This is a genomic window from Ramlibacter sp. AN1015 (assembly GCF_037726105.1).
GTDB lineage: Bacteria > Pseudomonadota > Gammaproteobacteria > Burkholderiales > Burkholderiaceae_C > Ramlibacter.
The window spans coordinates 37,039-58,427 of record NZ_JBBJUM010000011.1; the positions used below are offsets into that span (position 1 = coordinate 37,039).

Here is a 21,389-nt window from a genome sequence, read left to right on the forward strand (position 1 = left end):
GGGCCGTCGGCTGCCCACAATCCGATGCATGCCCGACCACCTGCTCACTGCCCGTGAATGCCGCAGCCTCCGTGTACGCGAGGGCACGAGGGTGACGTGCACGCGTGGACTGCTGTGGCTGACATTCGAGCCGGACGCCCGGTGCGCTTGCAGCACCGACCGCCTCGCCAGTCCCGGCAGCACGTACGTGGCGCCCGCGAACGGCCATCTCTATTTGTCGCCCGTGCACACGCACGCGGAGGCCGCCTTCGAACTGCACGCCATTGATGCAGGAAGCTCCGACTGGAAGCGGCCATTGGAAGCGTTGCGCAGGTACCTGCGCCCTCGCCAGGCCCTATCGCGGCATCACGGCTAGCGGCCGGCGTCACGCCCCCGCACGGGAACTGGCGCAGGCGGCGTCCATCTGCGCACGGCTGCGGCTTCGAGCTGAATCCACTCGGCCACCTTCCGCACCTCTTCGCGCGGCTCCTCCTGCGCCGACAGAAGCCAGGTCGCGTTGGGACTTTTCATGGGCGTGCACGGCAAGTCGTCCAGCACTGCGAGTTGGTGGTCGTTGATCAGCGGCTGGATCAGCTCGAGGCGGCCGATGGCCAGGCCCTGGCCCGCAAGTGCCGCCTGGATCACCTGTTCGTACTGGTTGAAGTGGATGACCTGCCCGTGGGCGCGTGTCGATGTTGCGTTGTCCAACCAGCGCCGCCACTGCAGCCACGCGCGGGAGTCGTCGAACTCCAGCAGCGGCACGCGGTCTCCGCGCTGCACCGCCTCCCGCACGCGCGGGTGCGCCACGGGGGCAAGCGTTTCGTCGAACAGGCGCAGCGAGCCCGGTGCAACCGCTGCTTCGCGGGCGTAGCGGATGGCGAGGTCGATGCCATCGGCGCGCAGGTCGCTCACCAGGTTGCTCGCGGACAGCCGCACATCGATGCCTGGAAACCGCTCCTGCAGCCGGGGCAAGCGGGGCAGCAGCCACAGACCCATCACGCCCGTGCTGGCGGTAATCGTGACGGCGCGCGGCTTGTCGCCCGGGCGGATCTGGTCGGCGATGTCCTGCAGCTGCTGGATCGCATGGTCGGCCGCGCGAAACAGCCGCTCGCCCTCCTCCGTGAAGGCAATGCCGCGCTGCCTGCGGCGGAACAGCTTGACGCCGACCTGCTCCTCCAGCGCATGCACCTGGCGGCTCACCGCCGACTGGGTCAGGCACAGGTCGTCGGCGGCCTGGGTGATGCTCATGCGACGACCCGCGGCCACGAAGGCTTTCAACAGGTCGAGCGAGAAGAGGCGGACGAGCGAAACGGTCATCGTCAGATGTGCGGGGACTGCGACCGGAATTCAATCACACCGCAGCGCCGCCGGCACGAGCCGTGAGCTGCCCGGCGCGAGGCCGATGCAATGCGCGAGCGCATCCTCCAGCCGATCGTTGCCCCAGAACATCTCCCCTCGCGCGAAGAAGGTGGGCGCCCCGAAGATGCCGAGCGCCCGCGCCGCCTCCGTCTGGGCACGCAGGCGCAGCTTGACGGGCTCCGACTGCGCCAGGGCGATCACCTGCGCTGCGGGCTGGCCGAGCGATTCCAGCACGCCGGCCATCGCGTCGGCGTCGTCGATCTCCGTGTCCTCCACGAAGTTCAGCGCCATGGCGCGTCGGCAGAACTCGGGGCCCCATACCTGCCCGGCGCCCACCAGCGCGATGCGCGCGGGCAGCACGCTGCCGCGGGGGAAGCGGCTCGGCTGGCGCCATGGCAGCGCGAACTTCTCTGCCTGCCGCTGGAGATCGCGCCACGCGTAGTCGCCCTTCTCCTTCTGCTCGACGAACGGGGACGTCGCGAAGCCGAGCGAGCGGAAGATCGGACCGAGCAGGAAGGGATTCCACCGCACCCGCACCCCGTGCTGGCGCGCCAGGTCTTCGATGCGCATCACGCTCAGGTAGCTGTAGTGGCTGGCGAACTCGAACCAGAAATCCAGGATGGGTGTGTGCATGGCGGGCCGTGTCAAGTGATATGAAGGTGGGTGTGGGTGCGGGTGTGGGTGCGGGTGGCGTGCGACCGGCAGGAGCAGGGGCGAAGCGAAGGCACTAGAAGTCGTAGACGACCAGGCAGCGCAGCTCGATGCTCTCGCGGGGGGGATGCCCCACCGGTGCCGCCGGATGGTCGAACGCGCCGTGCGGCGTGAAGCGGGCCACCGACGGGTCCGAATCGAACTGCTTGAACACCAGCGCCTCGCCCGGGGTCACGGCGGAGAAGTAGCACCACCGGTGACGCTGCGCCCGCACCAGAAAGTAGATTTCGCCCGTGCGGCGTGCATAGCGCACTTCGGCGGCCACGAGGTCCTGCGGCTGCACCGTGCGCGCGTCGCAGAACGCGAGCGGCACGTCCAGCACGGGATGGCGTAGCGGCCGCCACACGTTGACGATGGAGAACCGCGGGATGCCCGCACGGGCCCGTGCGTCGGGCAGCACCAGCTCGAGGCGGCGCCGGCCCGATGTCTCGGTGTAGTCGCAGTGGATGCGTCCGTTCACGCCGGCGCGCGGGCCCGTCGCCCGGCCGAAGGACAGCGTGGGACTGGCCGGAGCGCGCCGCCGCAACAGGTGGTCGAACACGAAGGCGCGCGTGCCACCGGTGGCCGCGAGCGCCAGCTCCGAGGCCTCCGCGTAGTACGAGCCGGTCACCTCTTCGGCATCGTCGAAGTCGCGGACGGCACTGGGCGCATCCCAGAGCTCGAAACCTTCCGCGTCGAGGCTCGTGGGCGACGACAGCCCGCGCGCATCCGCGATCGCCACCACGGGTTCCTCGAAGCGGCCGCTCTCCCACGGCACGCCCTCGGGCGGCGCGAAGGCATAGCTGAATGGGCGTTGCTGCCCGGGGGCCAGGAAGGACAGCGCAGCCGCCACGTCCACGGCAGACGGGTGGCAGCATGCCGCGCGGCACAAGGAGGGGCTCAGGTTCATGCAGGCACTCCGCAATGGCAGGCGTCCATTGCACGGCGGCGCAGCGTCGGCCGGGACGATATCCGCGGGGCGCACACATTCCGGTTCGGAATACCGGGATGGTCCTGCCGCCCGCTCCGCACCCGCCATCGCCGCACATTCCTTGTGCGCATGGCTGGGCATCGCACTTCGCAAGCTTCACCGCAGCACGCGCCGCTACCTTCGGCAGCTTCATTTCCCCTGAGAGGTTGGTCGTGCAAGACAGCAGATCCCGGCTCGGTGGCGCGTTGCTGGTCACGCTCGTGGCCGCCTGCACCATCTCCCTCATGTCCTTCGGCGTGCGCGGCGCCTTCGGCCTGTTCACGGAGCCGCTGACGCGCGAGCTGCAGTTGTCCCGCGAGGTGTATGCCATCGCCATCGCGATCCAGAACCTGTGCTGGGGGCTGACGCAGCCCTTCGCCGGCTACGTGTCGGACCGCTGGGGCACGCGGCGCGTCATGCTCGCCGGTGCGGTGCTCTATGCGCTGGGTATCGTGGGGCTGGCGTTCGCCCGGAACGCCACGGACATCTACTGGACGGCCGGCGTGCTGGTGGGCGTGGGCATGGGCGGTGCGTCGTTCACCACCGCGGTCGCCGCGCTCGGCCGGGTGATGCCCGAGAGCCACCGCTCGTGGGCCCTGGGGCTGGGCACGGCCGCCGGCTCGCTGGGCCAGTTCGTGATCGTGCCCGTCACGCAGGCCGTGATCGATGTCGGTGCCTGGCGTTCCGGCGCCTGGCTCATGGCCGGATGCATGGCGGCGGCCTTCGTCGCCGCGTTCTTCGTGCGCTCGGGGCCGAGTGCCGCACCCCGGGCCGCGGGCAGCGCCGGCAACCTGCGCATCCTGGCCGCAGCGTTCGCACATCCGAGCTACCTGCTGCTGGTGGCGGGCTTCTTCGTCTGCGGCTTCCAGCTCGCCTTCATCACCACCCACCTGCCGCCGTACCTCATCGATCGCGGGCTCGACGCGACCGTCGCATCGTGGGGCATCGCGATGGTGGGACTGGTGAACGTCGCCGGCGCCTACATGGCCGGCGTCTGGGGTGGCCGGTACAGCAAGAAGAACCTGCTGTGCGGCATCTACCTGGCGCGCGCAGTGGCCATCCTGGCGTTCATCTCGCTACCGGTGAGCACGGCGAGCGTGCTCCTGTTCGGCGCGGCGATGGGCGCGCTATGGCTCTCCACGGTGCCGCTCACGTCCGGGCTGGTGGCCACCTTCTTCGGCACGCGCTACATGGCCACCTTGTTCGGCTTCGTGTTCCTCAGCCACCAGGTCGGCTCCTTCCTCGGCGTGTATCTCGGAGGCGCGACCTTCGCGCGCACCGGCAGCTACGAGCTGGTCTGGTGGTTGTGCATCGCCTTGTCGCTCTTCGCCGCGCTGGTGAACCTCCCGATCCGGGAGAAAGCCTCGCAACCGTTCCACGCACTGTCGGCGGCATGACCCGCGGTACTGCGCTGCGCCACGGGGTCTGCGGCCTCGCCTTCGCCGCAGCGGCCCTGGCCGGCCTCGTCGTGATCGACCAGCTGGGCCGGCGCACCGCCGCGCCCGGTGCGATCTGGGCCGTGGCGCGCGGCGAGCCCCGGGCGCTGCTCGCCGCACTGCCTCGCCAGGCCGGTGTCCGCGTGCTCGACGCATGGGCCGGCGGCCGCATCGTGCTGCTGCACGCCCCTGTGCTGAACGCAGCCTCCTTGCCGCACGAGGCCACCTGGATCGCGCTGCGGGCATCGCCGTCCGCCTTCTCGCTGCCTGCCTGCGGTTGAGGCCGCACTCACGTCTTCCCTGTTCCACCCCACCCTGAAGGAGAACCCATGCAACGTCGCTCTATCGTCCACGCGGGTGCGGCCGCCGGCCTGCTGGCCGCCACCGCCGCCCCTGCCGTCCATGCACAGCCGGTGGTGCGCTGGCGCCTGGCGTCCAGCTTTCCGAAAGCCATCGGCGCGTTTTCCGGCGCGACCGTATTCGCCAGGCACGTGCAGGCGCTCTCCGGCGGGCGCTTCGACATCTCGGTGCATCCGGCCGGCGAGCTCGTGCCGGCCTTCGGGGTCGTGGACGCCGTCCAGCAAGGCACGGTCGAGATCGCCCACACCGCGCCCTACTACTTCTTCGGCAAGGACGACGTGTTCTCGCTCGGCTGCGCCATTCCCTTCGGCATGAACAGCCGGCAGATGACCGCCTGGATGCTCGAAGGCAACGGCCTGCGGCTCATGCGCGAGTTCTACGCGGGCTACAACATCCACAACTTCCCCGGCGGCAACACCGGCGCGCAGATGGGAGGCTGGTACCGCAAGGAGGTCCACTCGCTGGCCGACATGAAGGGGCTGAAGATGCGCATCGCCGGTCTTGCGGGCAAGGTGATGGCGCGCATGGGCGTGGTGCCGCAGAACATTCCGCCTGGGGAGATCTACCAGGCGCTGGAAAAGGGAACCATCGACGCGGCGGAACTCGTAGGCCCCTTCGACGACCAGAAGACCGGCCTGAGCAAGGTCGCGCCCTACTACTACTACCCCGGCTGGTGGGAGGGCAGCACGCACGTCGAATTCTTCATCCACGACAAGGCCTTTGCCGCACTGAGCGCCGAGAACAAGGCCGTGGTGGAGGCCGCCGCCGGCCTGGCGCACCTGCAGATGCAGGCGTTCTACGACGCAGCGAATCCCCTGGCGCTGAAGCAGCTGGTGGGCAGCGGTGCGCGCTTGCGGCCGTTCCCGGCGGACGTGATGCGCAAGGCCTTCGAAGAGTCCCGCGCGCTGTGCAACGAGCTGCGCGATTCCAACCCGGCGTGGCGCAGGATCTACACGGATTTCGAGCGGTTCCGCGCCGACCAGAACCTGTGGTTCCGCTTCAGCGAGGCGGGCTTCGATCGCTTCATGCAGGCGCAGAAGCTCTAGCGTTGCGCAGCGTAGGCGGGTGCCGTGCGTGCCACCCGCTGCAACCAGAGGCGCCTCACCCCCTCGAACACCGCGAGCGCAGCGGTGTCCGAGCTGCGCGCGTCCATGCAGACCAGCAGCGTGCGCTGGGCCCACGGCTGCGCAAGTGGGACGGACACCAGCGCCGCCGTGCCCTCCTGCTGCGACAGTCCTGCCGCCGGCACCACGCTGAGGCCCCATCCCTGCGCCACCAGCGCCAGGATGTCGTCGGCACGCGTGAACGTGAAGCGCCTGCGCAGCGGCTTGCCGAGCCGATGGGCCTGCATGGCCAGATGCAGACCCAGCGCGGTGTCGTCGCCCCACGCCACCCACTCGTGCTCGAGCACCTCGCTGAAGCACACCTGCGCCCTGTGCGCCAGCGGGTGGCCGCGCGCAGTGACCACCACCAAGGGGTCCGGCCCCAGCGGCTGCACGCGCAACCCCTCGCACGAGACCGCGTCGGAGACGATGCCCACGTCCGCCAGCTGCGCCTGCAATGCACGCACGGTCGCCTCGCTCGTGCTCTCGCGCACCGTCAGCCGAGCGGCCCCCGCGTGCTCCGCAAGCCAGCCTGCAAGGGGCGTCAGCGGGGCTCCCAGTGCGGCGGTGTTGGCCAGCAGCAGCGTTGCCCGGCGGGGGCGACCGGCACGCAAGCGCTGCTCGAGCCGATCGACCTCCTGCAGGACGCGTCGGGCATGGAGCGCAAGCGCCTCGCCTGCCGCAGTCGCCTCGACGCCGCGCGCGTGCCGCCGCAACAACGGCACCCCCGCCGTCTCCTCCAGCCGGCGCAGCCGGGCGCTGACGGCCGCCACGGTGAGGCACGCACGCTCTGCGGCGGCCGTCATGCTGCCGCACTCGCAGGCATGCAGGAACACCTGGAGATCGACGAAGCTCGCACGCATGCGGCGGATTATCCCGACGCGTGCGGCGGCAGGTTCAAGCAAATGTTGATGGTGCACACCCCACCGCCACCACCACACTGCGCGCCATGCTCGGCGACGCCCTTCCCCACTACCTCCTCGTGTGCCTGATCTTCTTCGCGGCGGGCGCGGTCAAGGGCGTCGTGGGGCTGGGACTGCCTACGGTTGCCATGGGGCTGCTCGGCCTCTTCATGACCGTACCCCAGGCCGCGGCGCTGCTCACGGTGCCCTCGCTCGCCACCAACCTGTGGCAGGCGACCGCAGGACCGCATCTTGTCCAGCTGATCGCGCGTCTCTGGAGAATGCAGGTCGCCGTCGTGGCGGGCACGGTGTCCACGGCGGCGCTCTTTCCGTGGCAGGACGACGGAATGGCAAGTCGCTTCCTCGGTGCCTGCCTCATCCTGTATGCGGGCAGCGGCCTGGCCGGCTGGCGCCTGCCTGCGGCGAACGGCCGTTGGGCAGCCCTGACCGGGGTTGCGGCCGGCGCGGCTACCGGCGGCGTGACGGCAGTGACGGGTGTGTTCGTGTTGCCGGCAGTTCCGTACCTGCAAAGCATGGGGCTCACGAAGGACGAGCTCGCGCAGGCACTCGGGATGTCGTTCACCACGTCCACGTTGGCTATGGGAATCGTGCTCATCGCGCGCGATGAGCTCACGGCCGCAGCATCGCTCCAGTCGTTCGCAGTGCTGCTGCCTGCCCTGGGCGGCATGCTGGCCGGCCAGGCCCTGCGCCGGACGATGAGCGAAGCGGTGTTCCGCAGGTGCCTCTTCTGGGGCCTGCTGATGCTGGGCGCGTGGCTCGCGCTGCGCTAGCGCATGCGTGCGTGGCAGCCAGCCGCACCATCGGATCCGAAGGACCGGCACCACGCGCGCAGCTTCGGGAAGCTGCGTGGTCCGCCCGGGCGACCGGCACGAAGCGGGGGCACTCCGGGCATGCCGCTTGCCCGTGCGCTGCACCCGCAACAGGAGCCGCTGCATGAGCACCATCATCCACGCCTCTGGTCAGCCGGCGGCCGCCGGCCACGGTCACGAACACGAACACGACCACCACCACGACCCCCTCACCGGCTGGCGCCGCTGGGTCTACGCGACCAACCACAAGGACATCGGGACGATGTACCTGCTGTTCTCGTTCACCATGTTCATGGTCGGCGGCGTGCTCGCGCTCCTGATCCGCGCGGAGCTGTTCCAGCCCGGCCTGCAGCTGATGAACCCGCACCTGTACAACCAGCTGGTCACGATGCACGGGCTCATCATGGTGTTCGGCGCGATCATGCCGGCGTTCGTGGGCTTCGCGAACTGGATGATTCCGCTGCAGATCGGCGCCTCCGACATGGCCTTCGCCCGCATGAACAACTTCAGCTTCTGGCTGCTGATTCCGGCGGGCGCGCTGCTCACCTTCTCGTTCTTCATGCCCGGCGGAGCGCCCTCGGCCGGCTGGACGCTGTATGCGCCGCTCACGCTGCAGATGGGCCCGAGCATGGACATGGGCATCTTCGCGCTGCACATCCTCGGCGCGAGCTCGATCATGGGCGCGATCAACATCATCGTCACCATCCTGAACATGCGGGCACCGGGCATGACGCTCATGCGCATGCCCATGTTCTGCTGGAGCTGGCTGGTGACGGCCTACCTGCTGATCGCGGTGATGCCCGTACTGGCCGGCGCCATCACGATGACGCTGACCGACCGGCATTTCGGCACCACCTTCTTCAACCCGGCCGGCGGTGGCGACCCGGTGATGTACCAGCACATCTTCTGGTTCTTCGGCCACCCCGAGGTCTACATCATGATCCTGCCGGCCTTCGGCATCGTGAGCCAGGTGGTGCCCGCCTTCTCGCGCAAGCGGCTGTTCGGCTATGCATCGATGGTCTACGCCATCGCCGCGATCGGCGTGCTGTCCTTCATCGTCTGGGCGCACCACATGTTCACCACCGGCATGCCGGTCACGGGACAGCTCTTCTTCATGTACACGACCATGCTCATCGCGGTGCCGACGGCGGTGAAGATATTCAACTGGATCGCCACCATGTGGCAGGGCTCGCTCAGCTTCGAGACGCCCATGCTGTTCGCCGTCGGCTTCATCTTCGTGTTCACCATCGGCGGCTTCACGGGCCTGATCCTCGCGCTTGCCCCCATCGACCTGCTGCTGCAGGACACCTACTACGTCGTCGCCCACTTCCACTATGTGCTGGTGGCCGGCTCGCTGTTCGCGATGTTCGCCGGCTTCTACTACTGGGTGCCCAAGTGGACCGGCGTGATGTACAAGGAACTGCACGGCCAGATCCACTTCTGGGCATCGATGATCACCTTCAACGTCGCCTTCTTCGTGGTGCACTTCCTCGGCCTCGCCGGCATGCCCCGCCGCTACGCCGACTACCCCATGCAGTTCGCCGACTTCAACGCCATTGCGACCATCGGCGCCTTCGGCTTCGGGCTGGCGCAGGTCTATTTCCTGTTTACCGTGGTGCTGCCCTGCATGCGCAAGCGCTTCCGTCCGGCAACGCAGCGGCCCTGGAACGATCCCGACGGCCGGGGGGCCGAAGGACTCGAATGGGAGGTACCCTCGCCGGCGCCGTTCCACACCTTCGAAATCCCCCCGAAGCTGGATCCGAGCGCCACGCGCGTGCTCGATTCGCTGCCCACCGCAATCAATCCGAACGCGGGGCGGCAGCCCGGGTGATCGGTCGGGCCGCCAGCGCGTCGGCACGGTGACCCGACCGTTCGCCGCGCCGCGCGCTGCGGCCCAACTTCAGGCGGCAGGCTTCTCCCGCGTCCAGCGTGCGAGTTCTTCGTGCGCCTGCGCCGCATACCCCTGCACCACGGCCGCCTCTGCCACCTCCACGGTGAGCTCCAGCCGGAAGCCATTGGGATCGAAGAAATAGATCGAATGGATGAAGCCGTCGTGGTCGGTGATGCCCACCACGTCCACGCCGTGCGCCTCCAGGCGCGCCTTCATCGCCAGCAGGTCCTCGGCGCTCGCGACCCGCAAGGCAATGTGGTTGACCCAGGCCGGCGTGTTCGGCGAAGGCAACGCGGCGGTGTTGTCACCGAGATCGAAGAAGGCGATGCACGAGCCGTCGCGCATGCGAAAGAAGATGTGCACATAGGGGCAGTACTCGCCCGTGCTGGGCACGTGGTCCTTCTTGATGACGTGCACCAGCGGAAGCCCCAGCAGGTCTTCGTAGAAGCGGCGCGTTTCCTCCGCATCGCGGCAGCGCCAGGCGAAGTGGTGCAGACCCTGGACGGGCCGTGCGGAAGCGATGTCCATGGTCTTGTCCTCAGTCCAGGGTGATGTTCGCCGCGCGGATCACCGACGCCCAGCGTGCCGATTCGGAGCGCGCCAGCGCCTTGAACTGCTCGGGGCTCAAGCGCAGCGGCTCGAAGCCGAAGTCGGTGAACTTCTTGAGCACCGACTGGTCCGCCAGCGCCTTGTTCAGTTCCTGGTTGAGCCGCGCGACCACGGGGGCCGGCAGCCCGGCCGGGCCGACGACGCCCTGCAAGGCGAACACTTCCGAGTTCTTCACGCCCAGTTCGTCGAGCGTCGGCACGTCCGGCATGGCCGGTGCGCGCGTCTGCGAGCCGACGGCCAGCGCACGCACCTTGCCGCTCTTGATGATCGAAAGCCCCGAGGCGAGGTCCAGGAACATCACCGGCACCTGCCCGCCCAGCAGGTCCTGCATCGCCGGTGCGGCCCCCTTGTAGGGGATGTGGACCATGTCGGCCGCGGTGCGGTTCTTGAACAGTTCCATGGCCAGGTGGTGGGGCGAGCCGTTGCCCACCGACGCGTAGCTGACCTTGCCGGGATTGGCCTTCACGTACGCGAGGAACTCCTTGAAGTTCTGCGCGGGGAAGCTGGGATGCACCACCAGCATCAGCGGAAACTTGCCGATCGCTCCGACGTAGGTGAAGTCCTTTTCCGGGCTGAACGGCAGCTTCTTGAACAGGTGCTCGTTGAAGAACAGCAGCGCGTTGTCGGCCGACATGATGGTGGTGCCGTCCGGCTTGGCACGCGACACCAGCTCGGCGCCGATGTTGGTCGCCGCTCCGGGCCGGTTGTCGATGAGGACGGGCTGCCCCAGCCCGGTGCGCATGGCCTCGGCCAGCGCGCGCGCCAGGTTGTCGGTGCCCCCGCCGGCGGGGTATGGCACCACCCACTTGATCGGCTGGTCGGGGAACTGGGCTTGCGCATGCACCCAGGGCGCGGAGGCGGCGGCGGCAGCGCCGAGGGTGGAAAGGACGAAATCGCGGCGTTTCATGATGTCTCCATGGGTTGAGTGGCCGGTCATCAGGCCGAGAGGGAAGGCATGGGGAGCTCGCGCAGTGCGGCGTCGATGGCCTGCTTGCAGCGTTGCTCGTCGCCCACCTGCTCGAACAGCAGGAGCGCCAGCCGCGCGAGGAACAAGGATTCGCGCTCGCGTCCGGCGGCGGCAATGGCGTTGCTGCAGGCCGCGTACACGCTGTCCTGCGCACTTGCGTCGAAATTCATGAGAAGACTCCTTCCTGGCGGCAGGCGTTGGCGATGGCGGCGAGCAGCGTTGCCGCCTGCGGCGCGTGCCAACGGCCGCACACGTGGCCATCGGGGCGGATCAGGTAGACGGTGCCGGGCCGCGCACCGAAGCGCCGCGCCAGCTCGCCCCCCGATGGCGCGTCGGCACAGGCGCACGGCAGTGCGCTCCAGGTGCGCTCCTGCGTCCGGGCCGCCGCCTGCGCCGCGGCCTCCGAGTGCCCGAAGCACAAGGCCGTGAAGCCGGTGCGCGCGAGCAGGTCGGTGAGGTGGCGCCCGTCATGCAGCGGCGCCTCGCCCAGCGGCGCGCCGGGCGGCGGCCCGGCGTCGAAGGCTTCGCTCTCGGCCGACAGGGGCGATCCTTCGTACGTGATGGCATGGGTCTGGCGCGGGCTCACCAGCCGCGCGATGCCCTTGTGCCTGCGGGCCAGGGACAAGGCCGCTTCGCGCATCAGCTCGAAGCCGCGGTTGGGCGGCGACATGAACTCGGTGCTGCGCATCGCGTTCTCCGCGTTCACGTGGAAGGCCTGCACGCGCTCGGTGCTGTAGGTGTCCAGCAGCGTCGGCGCCCCGCGCTGCTGCACCACGGCGGCCAGTTTCCACACCAGGTTGTCGGCGTCGTCGAAGCCCGAGTTGAGACCCCGCACGCCGAAGATCGGCATGGCATGGGCCGCGTTGCCCGCGAACAGGATGCGGCCGTGCCGGTAGTTCTCCAGGGTCATGGCCCCGGCGCGGTAGACCGAGCTCCAGACCGGCTTCCAGGGCAGGTGCCCCTCGCCGATGGCGTCGAGGTGCGTCTGCACGAAGGCGCGCACCTGATCGGGCTGCAGCGCCTGCGCTGCGTCCACGCCGGCCGCGAGCTGGTAGTCGATGCGCCAGATGTTGTCGGGCTGCCGGTGCATGAGGATGGTCGTCCCCCGTGCCCAGGGCGGATCGAACCAGGCGCGCCGCTCGGTCGGGTGCTCGCTCGCGAGCTCGATGTCCACGATGGCGTAGCGGCCCTGGTAGCCGACGCCCTTGAGCTCCAACCCCAGGCTGGCCCGCACGAAGCTCTGCCCGCCGTCGCACGCGACCAGCCAGTCGCCCGCCGCCTGGTAGCGCCCGAGGGCGTTCTCGATGGTCGCCGTCACGCCGGACACATCCTGCGCGAGCGCCACCAGCCTGCTGGCCCAGCGGATCTCCACCAGCTGCGGCGTTTGCGCATTCAGCTCGGCAATGGCGTCGAGCAGGAACTGCTCCATGTAGTACTGCTCGAGGTTGATCATTGGCGGGTACTTGTCGCCCGGCGCCGAGGGCATCTCCAGCAGGAACACCTCGTCGCTACCATAGAAGCTGCGCCCGCGCGTCCAGGGCAGGCCCTTCTCCATGAACGACCGAACCGCCCCGAGCCGCTCCAGGATCTCCAGGCTGCGCCGCGAGATGCACGCGGCGCGGCTGCCTTCGCATACCGAGTCGTCCGCCTCGACCACCACGCTCGCGATGCCCCAGCGCGCGAGGCCGAGCGCGGTGGCCAGACCCACAGGCCCGCCGCCCGCGATGAGCACGCGGTGGCGCCGGTGCTCGGTGCCGTGCGCATCCACGCTCGGCAGCGAGGGCGCGTACCGCTGGTACGTGAAGGGCCCGATGCGGTCCAGTGACATGATGCGTTTTCCGTCCGTGCACGTTGTCTGCCAAGCCTGGATTGTCGGAACCGGCACCCGCCCGGATGTCCTGAAAAAACAGGACGGGCTTTCCCGCAAGCCATGCAGCTGACCCGCCTGAACAGCGACGCACTCTGCCCCGACGCAACACTGGCCGTCGCGTTGCTGGAGGCCGTAGGCACGGACGACTTCGCGGCGCGGCTGCTTGCCGCCACCCGCGAGGCGCTGCCGGCCAGCCACTGCACCGTGTTCGCCTTGCGCAGCACCGGCCGCGTCCAGGCGATCGCCAGCGCCAGCGCCATCGGCGAAGTCGCGACCGTCACGGCGATCGAGTACATGCGCCTGGGTTTCGACCGCCAGGACTCCAACATGCGCTGGCTGGCCCGGCGCAAGCCCGCCGCCGAGCGGCAGTTCTGGCTGGGCCACCAGTTCGCCTACGAGGTGGCAGACGAGGAATACCGGCGCGTGTGCTACGGCGAGACCGGCATCCGCGAGCGCCTGTCGCTGCTGTCGGTGTTTCCGGATGGCTTTCGCGTGGCGGTGAGCCTGTATCGCAACCATTCGTATGCCGACTACGCACCGCGCGATTCCGAATGGATGGGCGCCCAGGCACCCGTCATCGCGGCGGCGGTCTTGCGTCATGCGCAGCTGCAGGCAAAGGCCCAGGTTCCGGACCCGGGGTCGCAGCCCGCGATCTCCATGCTGTCGGCACGCGAGCGCGAACTCGTGGCCCATGTGATGGCCGGCTGCACGACGCGGGAGGCCGCCGAACGCATGGGCGTGTCGCTCACCACCGCGAACACCTACCGCTCGCGGGCGTTCCAGCACCTGGGCATCCGCACCCACCGCGAACTCTTCGTGCTGGTGGGACAAGGCCGCCGCTGAGGCGCGGCACGCGTTGGCCTTGTCACCGGCTCATGCCCATGCGCGTCCTCGGGCCGGCGGCCCACCTTGTCGGCGCACTCGACGGCCGAAAGAAGCAGCGCGGCGCGGTGCTCAATAGCGGTAGGGGTTGTGCGGGGCGCGGTCATGGCGGTTCGGCACGCCGTCGCGGTCCCGATCGCCGCGGCCTGCCTGCCAGTTCGCGCGCCCGTCGTGCCGATGCGGGTGCCGATCGTGAGCGTTGGGGATGCCGTCGCGGTCGGCGTCGCCCCACGGCCCTCGCCGCCCATGGCCGTGTCCGCGGCCATGGGACCAGCCGCTGTGCAGGTGCGGATGATGCGGGGCGGGCTGCACGAACACCGGACCGGGCGCATAGATGGGGACGGGCCGCCCGTAGACCGGCGCCGGTTGCACATACACGGGAGCGGGTTGCACATACACCGGCGCGGGGACCACCACGTGCGGGGCCGGCAGCCCGATCGACAGGTGGATGTCGGCGCGCGCATGCGCGGCGGATGCTGCGATCAGGCTGCCCAGGGCAGCCACTACGGCAATCAGCGAGCGGGAAGTGGCACGGGGTCGCATGGAGGCTCCTCAGGGGTTGGGGTGTGCCGATGGTGCGGCGCGCACGATGAACCGAAGCTGAACAGAGCAGGCGCATCGAGTGGCCACTTGTCGCGCATCGTGTTTCCAAACGTGGAGTCCACCAAGGCCACGTAAGGGTGCTCGCGCACGCCCCACCTTCCCATCGCGTTCCCGGCACCGGCCGTTGCTTTGCGGTGCAGCGGCACTGCCCTGAACCCAGCCTCCTCCGACAGCATGCGTCATCATTGGCCGGCACGCGCCGGCGCAGCCGGCCTGCACGATGCAGGGAGCCATCCGCATACGCGGAGAGGCCGACTGCAACCGCACGGTCCACGAACGCCCAGATCGCCTTCGACCTCAACCCTAGGGCCCGACGGCGTCCGAAGACCACGGTATCAATCCCGTTTACGGAAAAGGAGAACCTCCGCATGCCCCACGTCCGAGCGCCCGCACCCATCGTCCTCTGTTCGCTCGCCGTGCTGCTTGCACTGGGCCCGGCGGGGCGTGCGATGGCGCAGGCTGCGCCCCCCGCTCCCGTTTCCTCTTCCGCTGCCTCCACTGCGGGGACCACGGCCTCTCCAGCTGCGGTTCCCACCACAGCCCCCGCGGCCTCTTCCACCCCCGCTGCCACGGATCCGAAGGCCGCCGCTTCCCACTCCGCGACGGCGCACGTTTCGGAGTTCCGTGCGCTGCGGCTGTCTCGCCTGGTCGGGATGCCGGTGCGTACGGCGCAGGGAGAGCCCGTCGGCTCGGTGCACGACGTCATCGTCAACGCGGCCAATGGCCGCGTGCGCTACGCCCTCGTGTCGCTGGGCGGGAAGGACGCGGGCGGCGCACGGCTGGCTCCGGTGCCGGTGGGCGAGTTCCGAATGAGCTCGCAGCGCGATGCCCTGCTGCTCGCTGCGCGCGCCCGGCCGCGCCTGGACCCGCTGGCGTTCGCCGCCAGCGCATGGAGCGACGCATGGCTTCGCGAGCCCGGCCGGCTGGCGCAGCTCGACCGCGCCTGGGGCTTGCCGGCACGCACCGGCAGCGCCATCGCGGTGCGACGTGGCAGCACGCTGCTGCGCCGGGCTGTGTCCACCCCGGGCGGAGAACCGCTCGGTCAGCTCGAGGAGGTCGTGGTCCATCTCAACCAGCAGCGGGTGAACTACGCCGTGCTGCGGCTGACATCCGCGGCCGGCGGTGGCGGCGACAAGCACGTCGCAGTGCCGATGATGCGCCTGCGCAGCGGCCCCGCCGAGGGCGCTGCGCTGGTGCTGGAAGTCGATGCGCGGCAGCTCGCGGCGATGCCTGCGCTCGACTATGCGCAGCAGCAGAACCCGAACGATCGCGCTTTCACTGCCGAGATCGGCCGCCAGCTATCGCGTTTCGCCGGGGTCGGCGGCGCGGGACCGGGCGCCGCACGCACAGCGCCTCAGGCCAACTGAGCACGCGGGCCGCGTCAGGCGCGCCCGGATTCACGCCGGCTGCGTCAGCGGCAGCACGAGGGTGAAGGTCGAGCCTTCGCCCAGGCCGTCGCTCTGGGCGCTGAGTGTGCCCCCGTGCATCTGCGCGAGCCGGCGCGCGAAAGCCAGTCCGATTCCCAGGCCGGCGCTGCCGCGTCCGAGCTCCGCGTTCAGGGGGGAGAACATCTCGAAGACGGCATCCAGCCGCTCGCAGGGGATGCCGACCCCCGTGTCGCACACCGCGACGCTCGCCTGTGCGCCATCGTCCGCCACCTCCAGCATCAAGGCGACACGGGAGCCGGGCGACGAGTAGCGCGACGCGTTGGTGAGCAGATTGGTGATGACCTGCGTAATGCGCACCGGATCGGCCTCTACCGCCACCGGCGCCGACGGCAGCGCCATCTCGAGCACTTGGTCGCGCTCGTCGAACAGCGCCTGCGCAGTCTCGCGCGCCCGCTCCACCAGCAGGCGCAGATCGGCCTGCTCCTTCTGGAGCTCGATGCGGCCACGGGTGATGCGGGCGAGGTCCATCAGGTCGTCGATCAGGCGGACCATGCCGGCGAGCTGGCGCTCCATCACCGGCATGGCACGCGCGGCGGCCGGGCTCGAGGGTGCCGCCCGCAGGATGTGCAAGCCTGCGCTGAGTGGCGCCAGCGGGTTGCGCAGCTCGTGGGCCAGGGTCGCCAGGAACTCGTCCTTGCGCCGGTTGGCTTCCTGCAGCAGCAGTCCCGCCTGCTGCTTCTCCAGCTCGGCCTGCTTGCGCTGCGAGATGTCGATGACATGCCCGACGTGCCCCAGGAAACTGCCTTCCTCATCGACATGCGGCTCCCCCTGGTCGAGGAACCAGCCGTAGCTGCCGTCGCGCAGCCGCAGGCGGTATTCGAAGTTCAGTCCGCTGCGGTCTTGCAGTGCCCGCTCGAAAGCGGCCCCGGTGTGCGCCCGGTCCTCGGGATGCGTCGCCTCGAGCCATCCGCGGTCGCGACCTCCATCCGAGCACTGCCCCGTGAGCTCGTACCAGCGGCGCGACAGGTAGGTGCAGCGTCCCTGCGCATCGGTCACCCACAGGATGCCGGGCGACACATCGACGATGTCGGCGAACCAGCGCTCGCGCTCTTGCAGCGCCCGTTCGGCGGCCTTGATGTCCGTGATGTCGAAGCTGCAGCCGATGTAGCCACAGAACTCGCCGGCTTCGGAGCGTGGCAGTCCCACGGTCTTGAGCCAGCGGTACTCGCCGTCGTAGCGGCGAAAGCGGAACTGCGCCTCGAAGCGCGCCCGCCGCTCGTAGGCCGCGCGGTAAGCGGACAGGTAGCCGTCGGCGTCCTGCGGGTGCAGGGCCGACGCCCAGCCCATGGCGAGCAGATCCTGCAGCGGCTTGCACACGAAGTCGCGGTAGGCCCTGTTCATGAAAACGGCGCCGCGTTCGTCGGTCTGCCACACCAGCACGGGCGCGCTGTCGACCAGTTCGCGGAAGCGGTGCTCGACGACTTCGCCCGGCGTTCGGGCGGGGGTGTGGCGCAACGCCTCCAGCACCACCCGGCCGCCGCCCGTGCGCTCGAGTTCCTGGATGTCCTGCGCCCGCAGGGCGCCGTCTTGCAGCAACTCCTGCAGCCTCGAGTAAATCGGCATACGAGAAGGGATTCGGAAGTCGGAAAACGGCCGGCGATTCTAGAAACAGCGGTCGCGAGGCCGACCGAAGCGCCGCGCCTGCGCATGGCCCGCGATGCGCCTCACGTCGGATGCGCCGGCAGGGCCCGCTTGTGGCGACTGGCCAGGTAGAAGCGGCGGATGGTTTCCACGACCTCCTCGGGCACCGGCTTGCCCTCGAGGAAATCGTCGATCTGGCCGTAGGTGATGCCGTACGCAGCCTCGTCCGGCAACTGCGGGCGCAACTCTTCGAGATCGGCCGTGGGCACCTTCTCGACCAGCGAGGCCGGTGCGCCCAGATGCGCCGCGAGCGCCCGCACCCGGCGCTTGTTCAGTCCGGTGAGCGGCGCCAGGTCGCAGGCACCGTCGCCGTACTTGGTGAAAAAGCCCATCACTGCCTCGGCCGCATGGTCGGTTCCTACTACGAGTCCGCGGCGGGCGCCGGCGACTGCGTACTGCGCGATCATGCGCTGGCGCGCCTTGACGTTGCCCATCACGAAGTCTTCCTGCGCCGGGCTGTCGAAGCCCAGCGGTCCCTCGCGCAGCCCCGCGAGCATGCCCTGCACCGCGGGCGCGATATCGACGTTCAGCGTCTCGTCGGGCCCGATGAACCGCAGTGCCTGCTGGGCATCGTCCTCGTCGCGCTGCACGCCGTGCGGCAGTCGCATGGCGATGAAGCGTGCGCGTCGCCCCTGCCCGCGCAGCCGCTCCACCGCCAACTGGCACAACCGCCCCGCGGTGGTGGAATCGACCCCCCCGCTGATGCCGAGCACCAGCGCCTCCATACCCGACGCGGCAAGGTATTCGGCGATGAACCCGATACGCCGCTGCGCTTGCGCGGCGGCATCGAAGGTGGGCGCCACCAGCAGCTCGGCGGCGATGTCTTGCGCTGTGAAGTCGTTCTGGGTCATAGATGTCCAGGGCGCGGCCAACCCGGCAAGGACGGCATCAGCCTCCTGGGGTGCCCGCGTGCAATGTCACACCGTAGCCGGGCCAGAGCACCCGGCCGGTCGGACATGCCCAATGTGGCGTGTAGGGCAGCGACACACCGGCGGCACGGGGCGTCGCTCAGCAGTGCTCAGGCCGCCGCTACCACGCCGGTGATGGCGCGCAGCAGCACGTGGGGCGCCACCGGCTTGCTCAGGTGGACATCGAAGCCCGCCTGCAGCATGCGTTCGCGGTCCTGGGGCCGGCCGAACGCGGTGAGCGCGATCACCGGCAGCCGCTTGCCGCCCGGCGGCGCCGGGTCGCGCTGGCGCACCTTCGCGAGCAGTTCGTAGCCGTCCTGCCCTGGCAGGCCGATGTCGCTGATCATGACCTGCGGCCAGCGCTGCGCGAGCGCCACCAACGCCGCATCGTGGTCCCTCACGGAGCGCACCCGCGCCCCGCGCTCGGACAGCACCAGCTGCAGCATCTCCACGGCTTCGCTGTCGTCCTCCACCACCAGCACGTCGAGGTCGGTGATGTCGAAGACTTCGCCGTCTTCGTCCGCGCGCGCAGCCATCTCCTCGGCGCTGGCCGCACTTGCGCGGACCGGCAGGCGCACCGTCATCGTCGCGCCCTGCCCCACGCCCGCGCTGTGTGCAGATACCGAGCCGCCGTGCAGATCGACCAGGTGCTTGACGATGGACAGCCCCAGCCCTAGGCCGCCATGGCGCCGGCTGCCGGGGGCGTCGCTTTGCGAGAAACGGTCGAACAGGTGCGGCAGGAACGCCGGGGCGATGCCCTGGCCTTCGTCGCGGACTTCGAGTTCCAGCGTCTGGCCGGCACGGCGCAGCGTCACCTGCACGAGCCCACCCTCGGACGAGAACTTGATGGCGTTCGTCATCAGGTTGAAGACGATCTGCTGGAAGCGCGTCGCGTCGAGCCATGCGGGGCCGCGGGCGCCTTCCAGATCGGCGACGAGGCGCAGCTTCCGGGCGGAGACCGTCGAGTCGAGGGACGCGAGCGCGCTTGCGACCACCTCGACCGGATCGATCTCGTCGATGTGCAGGTTCAGCTTGCCGGAGTTGATGCGCGACACGTCGAGGATGTCCGAGATGATGCGCGCCTGCGTGTTGACATTGCGTTCGATCGCGTCGAGCCCACGTGCCGCCTCGGGGGTCACTTCGCGCCGCTTCAGGATGTGGACCCACCCCATGATGGCGTTCAACGGCGTGCGCAGCTCGTGCGACAGCACGGCGATGAAATCGTCCTTGGTGCGGTTGTGCCGCTCGGCGTTGGCACGCGCCGCCTGCTCGCGGTCGAGCACCTCGCGGCGCCGCTGGTCGAGGTCATGGCGGTCGGAGACATCGATCACGACGGCGATGCGCCGCCCAGGCTCGACTTCGGCCGAGATGCTCCACTCGAGGTGCACCGCCGTACCGTCGGGCCGCAGCAGCGGGAATTCACCGCGCCAGCCTCCTTCGCCGCGGGCCTGCGCGGAGCGCATCCCAGCCGCCGCTGCCGAATCGGCGCCGCCTGGAGCGAACTCGGTCAGGGCACGCCCCTGGACCTCCTGGGGCGAGCGGCCCAGCATGCGCAGCATGGCCGGGTTCACCTCACGGAAGCGGCCGCTTCCGTCGAGCACCGCGATGCCGCTTTGCGCATGGTTGTAGATGGCGCGGAAGCGCTGCTCGCTCTGGCGCAGCTGCACCTCGGCCGTGCGCGCGCGGATCAGGGCCTGCACGGTCCCGATCAGCAGCGGCGGCTCGACAGGGTGCACCAGGTAGGCGTCGGCGCCGGAATTCAGGCCGTGGATGCGGTCGGTGTCCTTCACGTAGGCCGCCGACAGATGCACCACCGGCAGCAGCGCGGTGTCGGGCCGCTCGCGGATGCTGCGGCACACGATGAAGCCATCCATGTCCGGCAAGTGCACGTCCAGCACCACGGCGGACACCCCTTCGGCACTGCGCGCGAGGCCGTCCGCGCCGGTGGCCGCCTCCTCGGTCTTGAAGCCCGCGGCCCGCAGCACGCGCGCGGTCGCGTAGCGCGTGCCGGCGTTGTCGTCCACCACGAGCACGGTGTGCGCGGCGCGATCGATGGTGGTGCTGATGGACTCCACGTCGGTCATGCTCCCTTGTCGCCTCCCAGGCGAAACGGGATGGTCACCGAGAAGACGGAGCCGCGGTCCGGCTCGCTGTGCAGGTAGACGTTGCCACCGAGCAGCTCGGCCAGTCGCTTGCTCAGGGACAAACCGAGCCCCGTGCCGCGCAGGCGCTTTTGCAGCGGCGACTGCAGCTGCGAGAAATCCTGGAAGAGCGAGGCCTGCAACTCCGGGGCGATCCCGATGCCCGTGTCGCGAACCGAGAAGCGGACGAACTCGGCGCCATCGCGCGCGGCGCTCACCCGCACCTCGCCGCGCGGAGTGAATTTCAGCGCGTTGGAGATGAAGTTGCGCAGGATCTGCGAGAGCTTGCGGTCGTCGGTGTAGAGCTTGGGAACGTCGGTGGGCTCCTCGAAGACCAGATGCACGTCGGGGTTGGTCAGCACGGGCCGGAACATGCCCCGCAATGCCGAGAACAGATCGACCATCTCGAACCATGCGGGCGAGATCTCCACGCGCCCCGCCTCCACCTTGGCCAGGTCCAGCAGGTCGTCCACCATGTCCGAGAACTCGGCGGCCGTCTGCTGGATGAACTCCACCTGCCGCTTCTGTTCGTCTCCGAGCGGCCCATCGACCTCGTCGATGAGCAGCCGCGAGATGCTGCGGATGGAGCTGATCGGCGTGCGGAACTCGTGGCTCATGTAGGCCAGGAACTGGCTCTTGAGCTCGGTGGCGCGGCGCAGCTGCTCGGCCTGCTCGTCGAGTTCGGCGTAGAGGGCCACCACGCCGCGGTTGGTTTCGTCGAGCTCGCTGCGCAGGGCCTCGAGCTCACGCTCGAGATCCGCTTCCCGGCCGCTGCCGTGAGGAGGTTTGCCAGAGTCCAT

General features: G+C 69.4%; 21 protein-coding genes. 8 read left to right on the plus strand and 13 right to left on the minus strand.

Features of this window, described 5'->3' with window-relative positions; translation table 11 throughout:
* Nucleotides 1–28: 28 nt before the first annotated feature.
* Entirely contained in the window at nt 29–355 is a 327-nt protein-coding gene (locus tag WG922_RS22030) for a DUF2917 domain-containing protein (RefSeq protein WP_445322848.1), read from the plus strand.
* Here WG922_RS22030 and WG922_RS16910 read toward each other — a convergent pair.
* The 3 genes from WG922_RS16910 to WG922_RS16920 all read right to left on the minus strand — a co-directional run bounded on the left by WG922_RS16910 (nt 352) and on the right by WG922_RS16920 (nt 2,938).
* Entirely contained in the window at nt 352–1,296 is a 945-nt protein-coding gene (locus tag WG922_RS16910; protein ID WP_340283946.1) for a LysR substrate-binding domain-containing protein, read from the minus strand. The genes WG922_RS22030 and WG922_RS16910 overlap by 4 nt on opposite strands.
* A gap of 30 nt (nt 1,297–1,326) precedes the next feature.
* Nucleotides 1,327–1,971, minus strand: coding sequence for a 2-hydroxychromene-2-carboxylate isomerase (locus tag WG922_RS16915; RefSeq protein ID WP_340283947.1), 645 nt, complete (start codon nt 1,969–1,971; stop codon nt 1,327–1,329).
* A 94-nt stretch (nt 1,972–2,065) separates the two neighbouring features.
* Nucleotides 2,066–2,938, minus strand: a complete 873-nt coding sequence (locus WG922_RS16920; RefSeq protein ID WP_340283948.1) for a CmcJ/NvfI family oxidoreductase — start codon at nt 2,936–2,938, stop codon at nt 2,066–2,068.
* Between the two features lie 233 nt (nt 2,939–3,171).
* Here WG922_RS16920 and WG922_RS16925 point away from each other — a divergent pair, with 233 nt between their 5' ends.
* The 3 genes from WG922_RS16925 to WG922_RS16935 are packed head-to-tail and all read left to right on the plus strand — an operon-like array spanning nt 3,172 to nt 5,840.
* Nucleotides 3,172–4,395: an MFS transporter gene (locus tag WG922_RS16925; protein ID WP_340283949.1), complete on the plus strand. Its 1,224-nt coding sequence runs from the start codon at nt 3,172–3,174 to the stop codon at nt 4,393–4,395.
* On the plus strand, nt 4,392–4,715 hold the full coding sequence (locus tag WG922_RS16930) for a hypothetical protein (RefSeq protein ID WP_340283950.1): 324 nt from the start codon (nt 4,392–4,394) through the stop codon (nt 4,713–4,715). The genes WG922_RS16925 and WG922_RS16930 overlap by 4 nt, the downstream gene beginning before the upstream one ends.
* Nucleotides 4,716–4,763: 48 nt before the next feature.
* Entirely contained in the window at nt 4,764–5,840 is a 1,077-nt protein-coding gene (locus WG922_RS16935) for a TRAP transporter substrate-binding protein (RefSeq protein WP_340283951.1), read from the plus strand.
* Here the strand turns inward: WG922_RS16935 and WG922_RS16940 are convergent.
* Complete coding sequence (locus WG922_RS16940) at nt 5,837–6,760, minus strand: LysR family transcriptional regulator (RefSeq protein WP_340283952.1); 924 nt, start codon at nt 6,758–6,760, stop codon at nt 5,837–5,839. The genes WG922_RS16935 and WG922_RS16940 overlap by 4 nt on opposite strands.
* 86 nt (nt 6,761–6,846) lie before the next feature.
* Here WG922_RS16940 and WG922_RS16945 point away from each other — a divergent pair, with 86 nt between their 5' ends.
* The gene (locus WG922_RS16945; protein WP_340283953.1) at nt 6,847–7,590 is read left to right on the plus strand and encodes a sulfite exporter TauE/SafE family protein; all 744 of its coding nucleotides are present in this window, start codon (nt 6,847–6,849) and stop codon (nt 7,588–7,590) included.
* A gap of 163 nt (nt 7,591–7,753) precedes the next feature.
* Nucleotides 7,754–9,460 (plus strand): cytochrome c oxidase subunit I, encoded by a 1,707-nt coding sequence (gene ctaD, locus WG922_RS16950; RefSeq protein ID WP_340283954.1) that lies wholly within the window; start codon nt 7,754–7,756, stop codon nt 9,458–9,460.
* Between the two features lie 69 nt (nt 9,461–9,529).
* On the opposite strand, the gene WG922_RS16955 is transcribed toward ctaD, so the two are convergent.
* Genes WG922_RS16955 through WG922_RS16970 form a run of 4 tightly spaced genes read right to left on the minus strand, consistent with a single transcriptional unit; the run spans nt 9,530 to nt 12,924 of the window.
* Nucleotides 9,530–10,048 carry a VOC family protein gene (locus WG922_RS16955; protein WP_340283955.1) on the minus strand — a complete coding sequence of 173 codons (519 nt, stop codon included), beginning with the start codon at nt 10,046–10,048 and terminating at the stop codon, nt 9,530–9,532.
* A gap of 10 nt (nt 10,049–10,058) precedes the next feature.
* A complete protein-coding gene (locus WG922_RS16960; RefSeq protein WP_340283956.1) occupies nt 10,059–11,036 on the minus strand; it encodes a Bug family tripartite tricarboxylate transporter substrate binding protein in 978 nt (325 codons plus the stop codon).
* Nucleotides 11,037–11,065: 29 nt separating this feature from the next.
* Nucleotides 11,066–11,266, minus strand: coding sequence for a hypothetical protein (locus WG922_RS16965; RefSeq protein ID WP_340283957.1), 201 nt, complete (start codon nt 11,264–11,266; stop codon nt 11,066–11,068).
* A complete protein-coding gene (locus WG922_RS16970) occupies nt 11,263–12,924 on the minus strand; it encodes an FAD-dependent monooxygenase (RefSeq protein WP_340283958.1) in 1,662 nt (553 codons plus the stop codon). The genes WG922_RS16965 and WG922_RS16970 overlap by 4 nt, the downstream gene beginning before the upstream one ends.
* 102 nt (nt 12,925–13,026) lie before the next feature.
* Here WG922_RS16970 and WG922_RS16975 point away from each other — a divergent pair, with 102 nt between their 5' ends.
* Nucleotides 13,027–13,809, plus strand: coding sequence for a helix-turn-helix transcriptional regulator (locus tag WG922_RS16975; protein ID WP_340283959.1), 783 nt, complete (start codon nt 13,027–13,029; stop codon nt 13,807–13,809).
* A gap of 111 nt (nt 13,810–13,920) precedes the next feature.
* On the opposite strand, the gene WG922_RS16980 is transcribed toward WG922_RS16975, so the two are convergent.
* Nucleotides 13,921–14,391, minus strand: a complete 471-nt coding sequence (locus WG922_RS16980; RefSeq protein ID WP_340283960.1) for a hypothetical protein — start codon at nt 14,389–14,391, stop codon at nt 13,921–13,923.
* A gap of 428 nt (nt 14,392–14,819) precedes the next feature.
* Between WG922_RS16980 and WG922_RS16985 the strand changes: the two genes are divergently transcribed.
* Nucleotides 14,820–15,818, plus strand: coding sequence for a PRC-barrel domain-containing protein (locus WG922_RS16985; RefSeq protein ID WP_340283961.1), 999 nt, complete (start codon nt 14,820–14,822; stop codon nt 15,816–15,818).
* 30 nt (nt 15,819–15,848) lie between these two features.
* On the opposite strand, the gene WG922_RS16990 is transcribed toward WG922_RS16985, so the two are convergent.
* The 4 genes from WG922_RS16990 to WG922_RS17005 all read right to left on the minus strand — a co-directional run bounded on the left by WG922_RS16990 (nt 15,849) and on the right by WG922_RS17005 (nt 21,389).
* Nucleotides 15,849–17,462, minus strand: a complete 1,614-nt coding sequence (locus WG922_RS16990; protein ID WP_340283962.1) for a sensor histidine kinase — start codon at nt 17,460–17,462, stop codon at nt 15,849–15,851.
* Nucleotides 17,463–17,563: 101 nt separating this feature from the next.
* Nucleotides 17,564–18,391: an ammonia-dependent NAD(+) synthetase gene (gene nadE / locus WG922_RS16995; protein WP_340283963.1), complete on the minus strand. Its 828-nt coding sequence runs from the start codon at nt 18,389–18,391 to the stop codon at nt 17,564–17,566.
* A gap of 167 nt (nt 18,392–18,558) precedes the next feature.
* Nucleotides 18,559–20,532, minus strand: coding sequence for a hybrid sensor histidine kinase/response regulator (locus tag WG922_RS17000; RefSeq protein ID WP_340283965.1), 1,974 nt, complete (start codon nt 20,530–20,532; stop codon nt 18,559–18,561).
* A complete protein-coding gene (locus WG922_RS17005; RefSeq protein WP_340283966.1) occupies nt 20,529–21,389 on the minus strand; it encodes a sensor histidine kinase in 861 nt (286 codons plus the stop codon). The genes WG922_RS17000 and WG922_RS17005 overlap by 4 nt, the downstream gene beginning before the upstream one ends.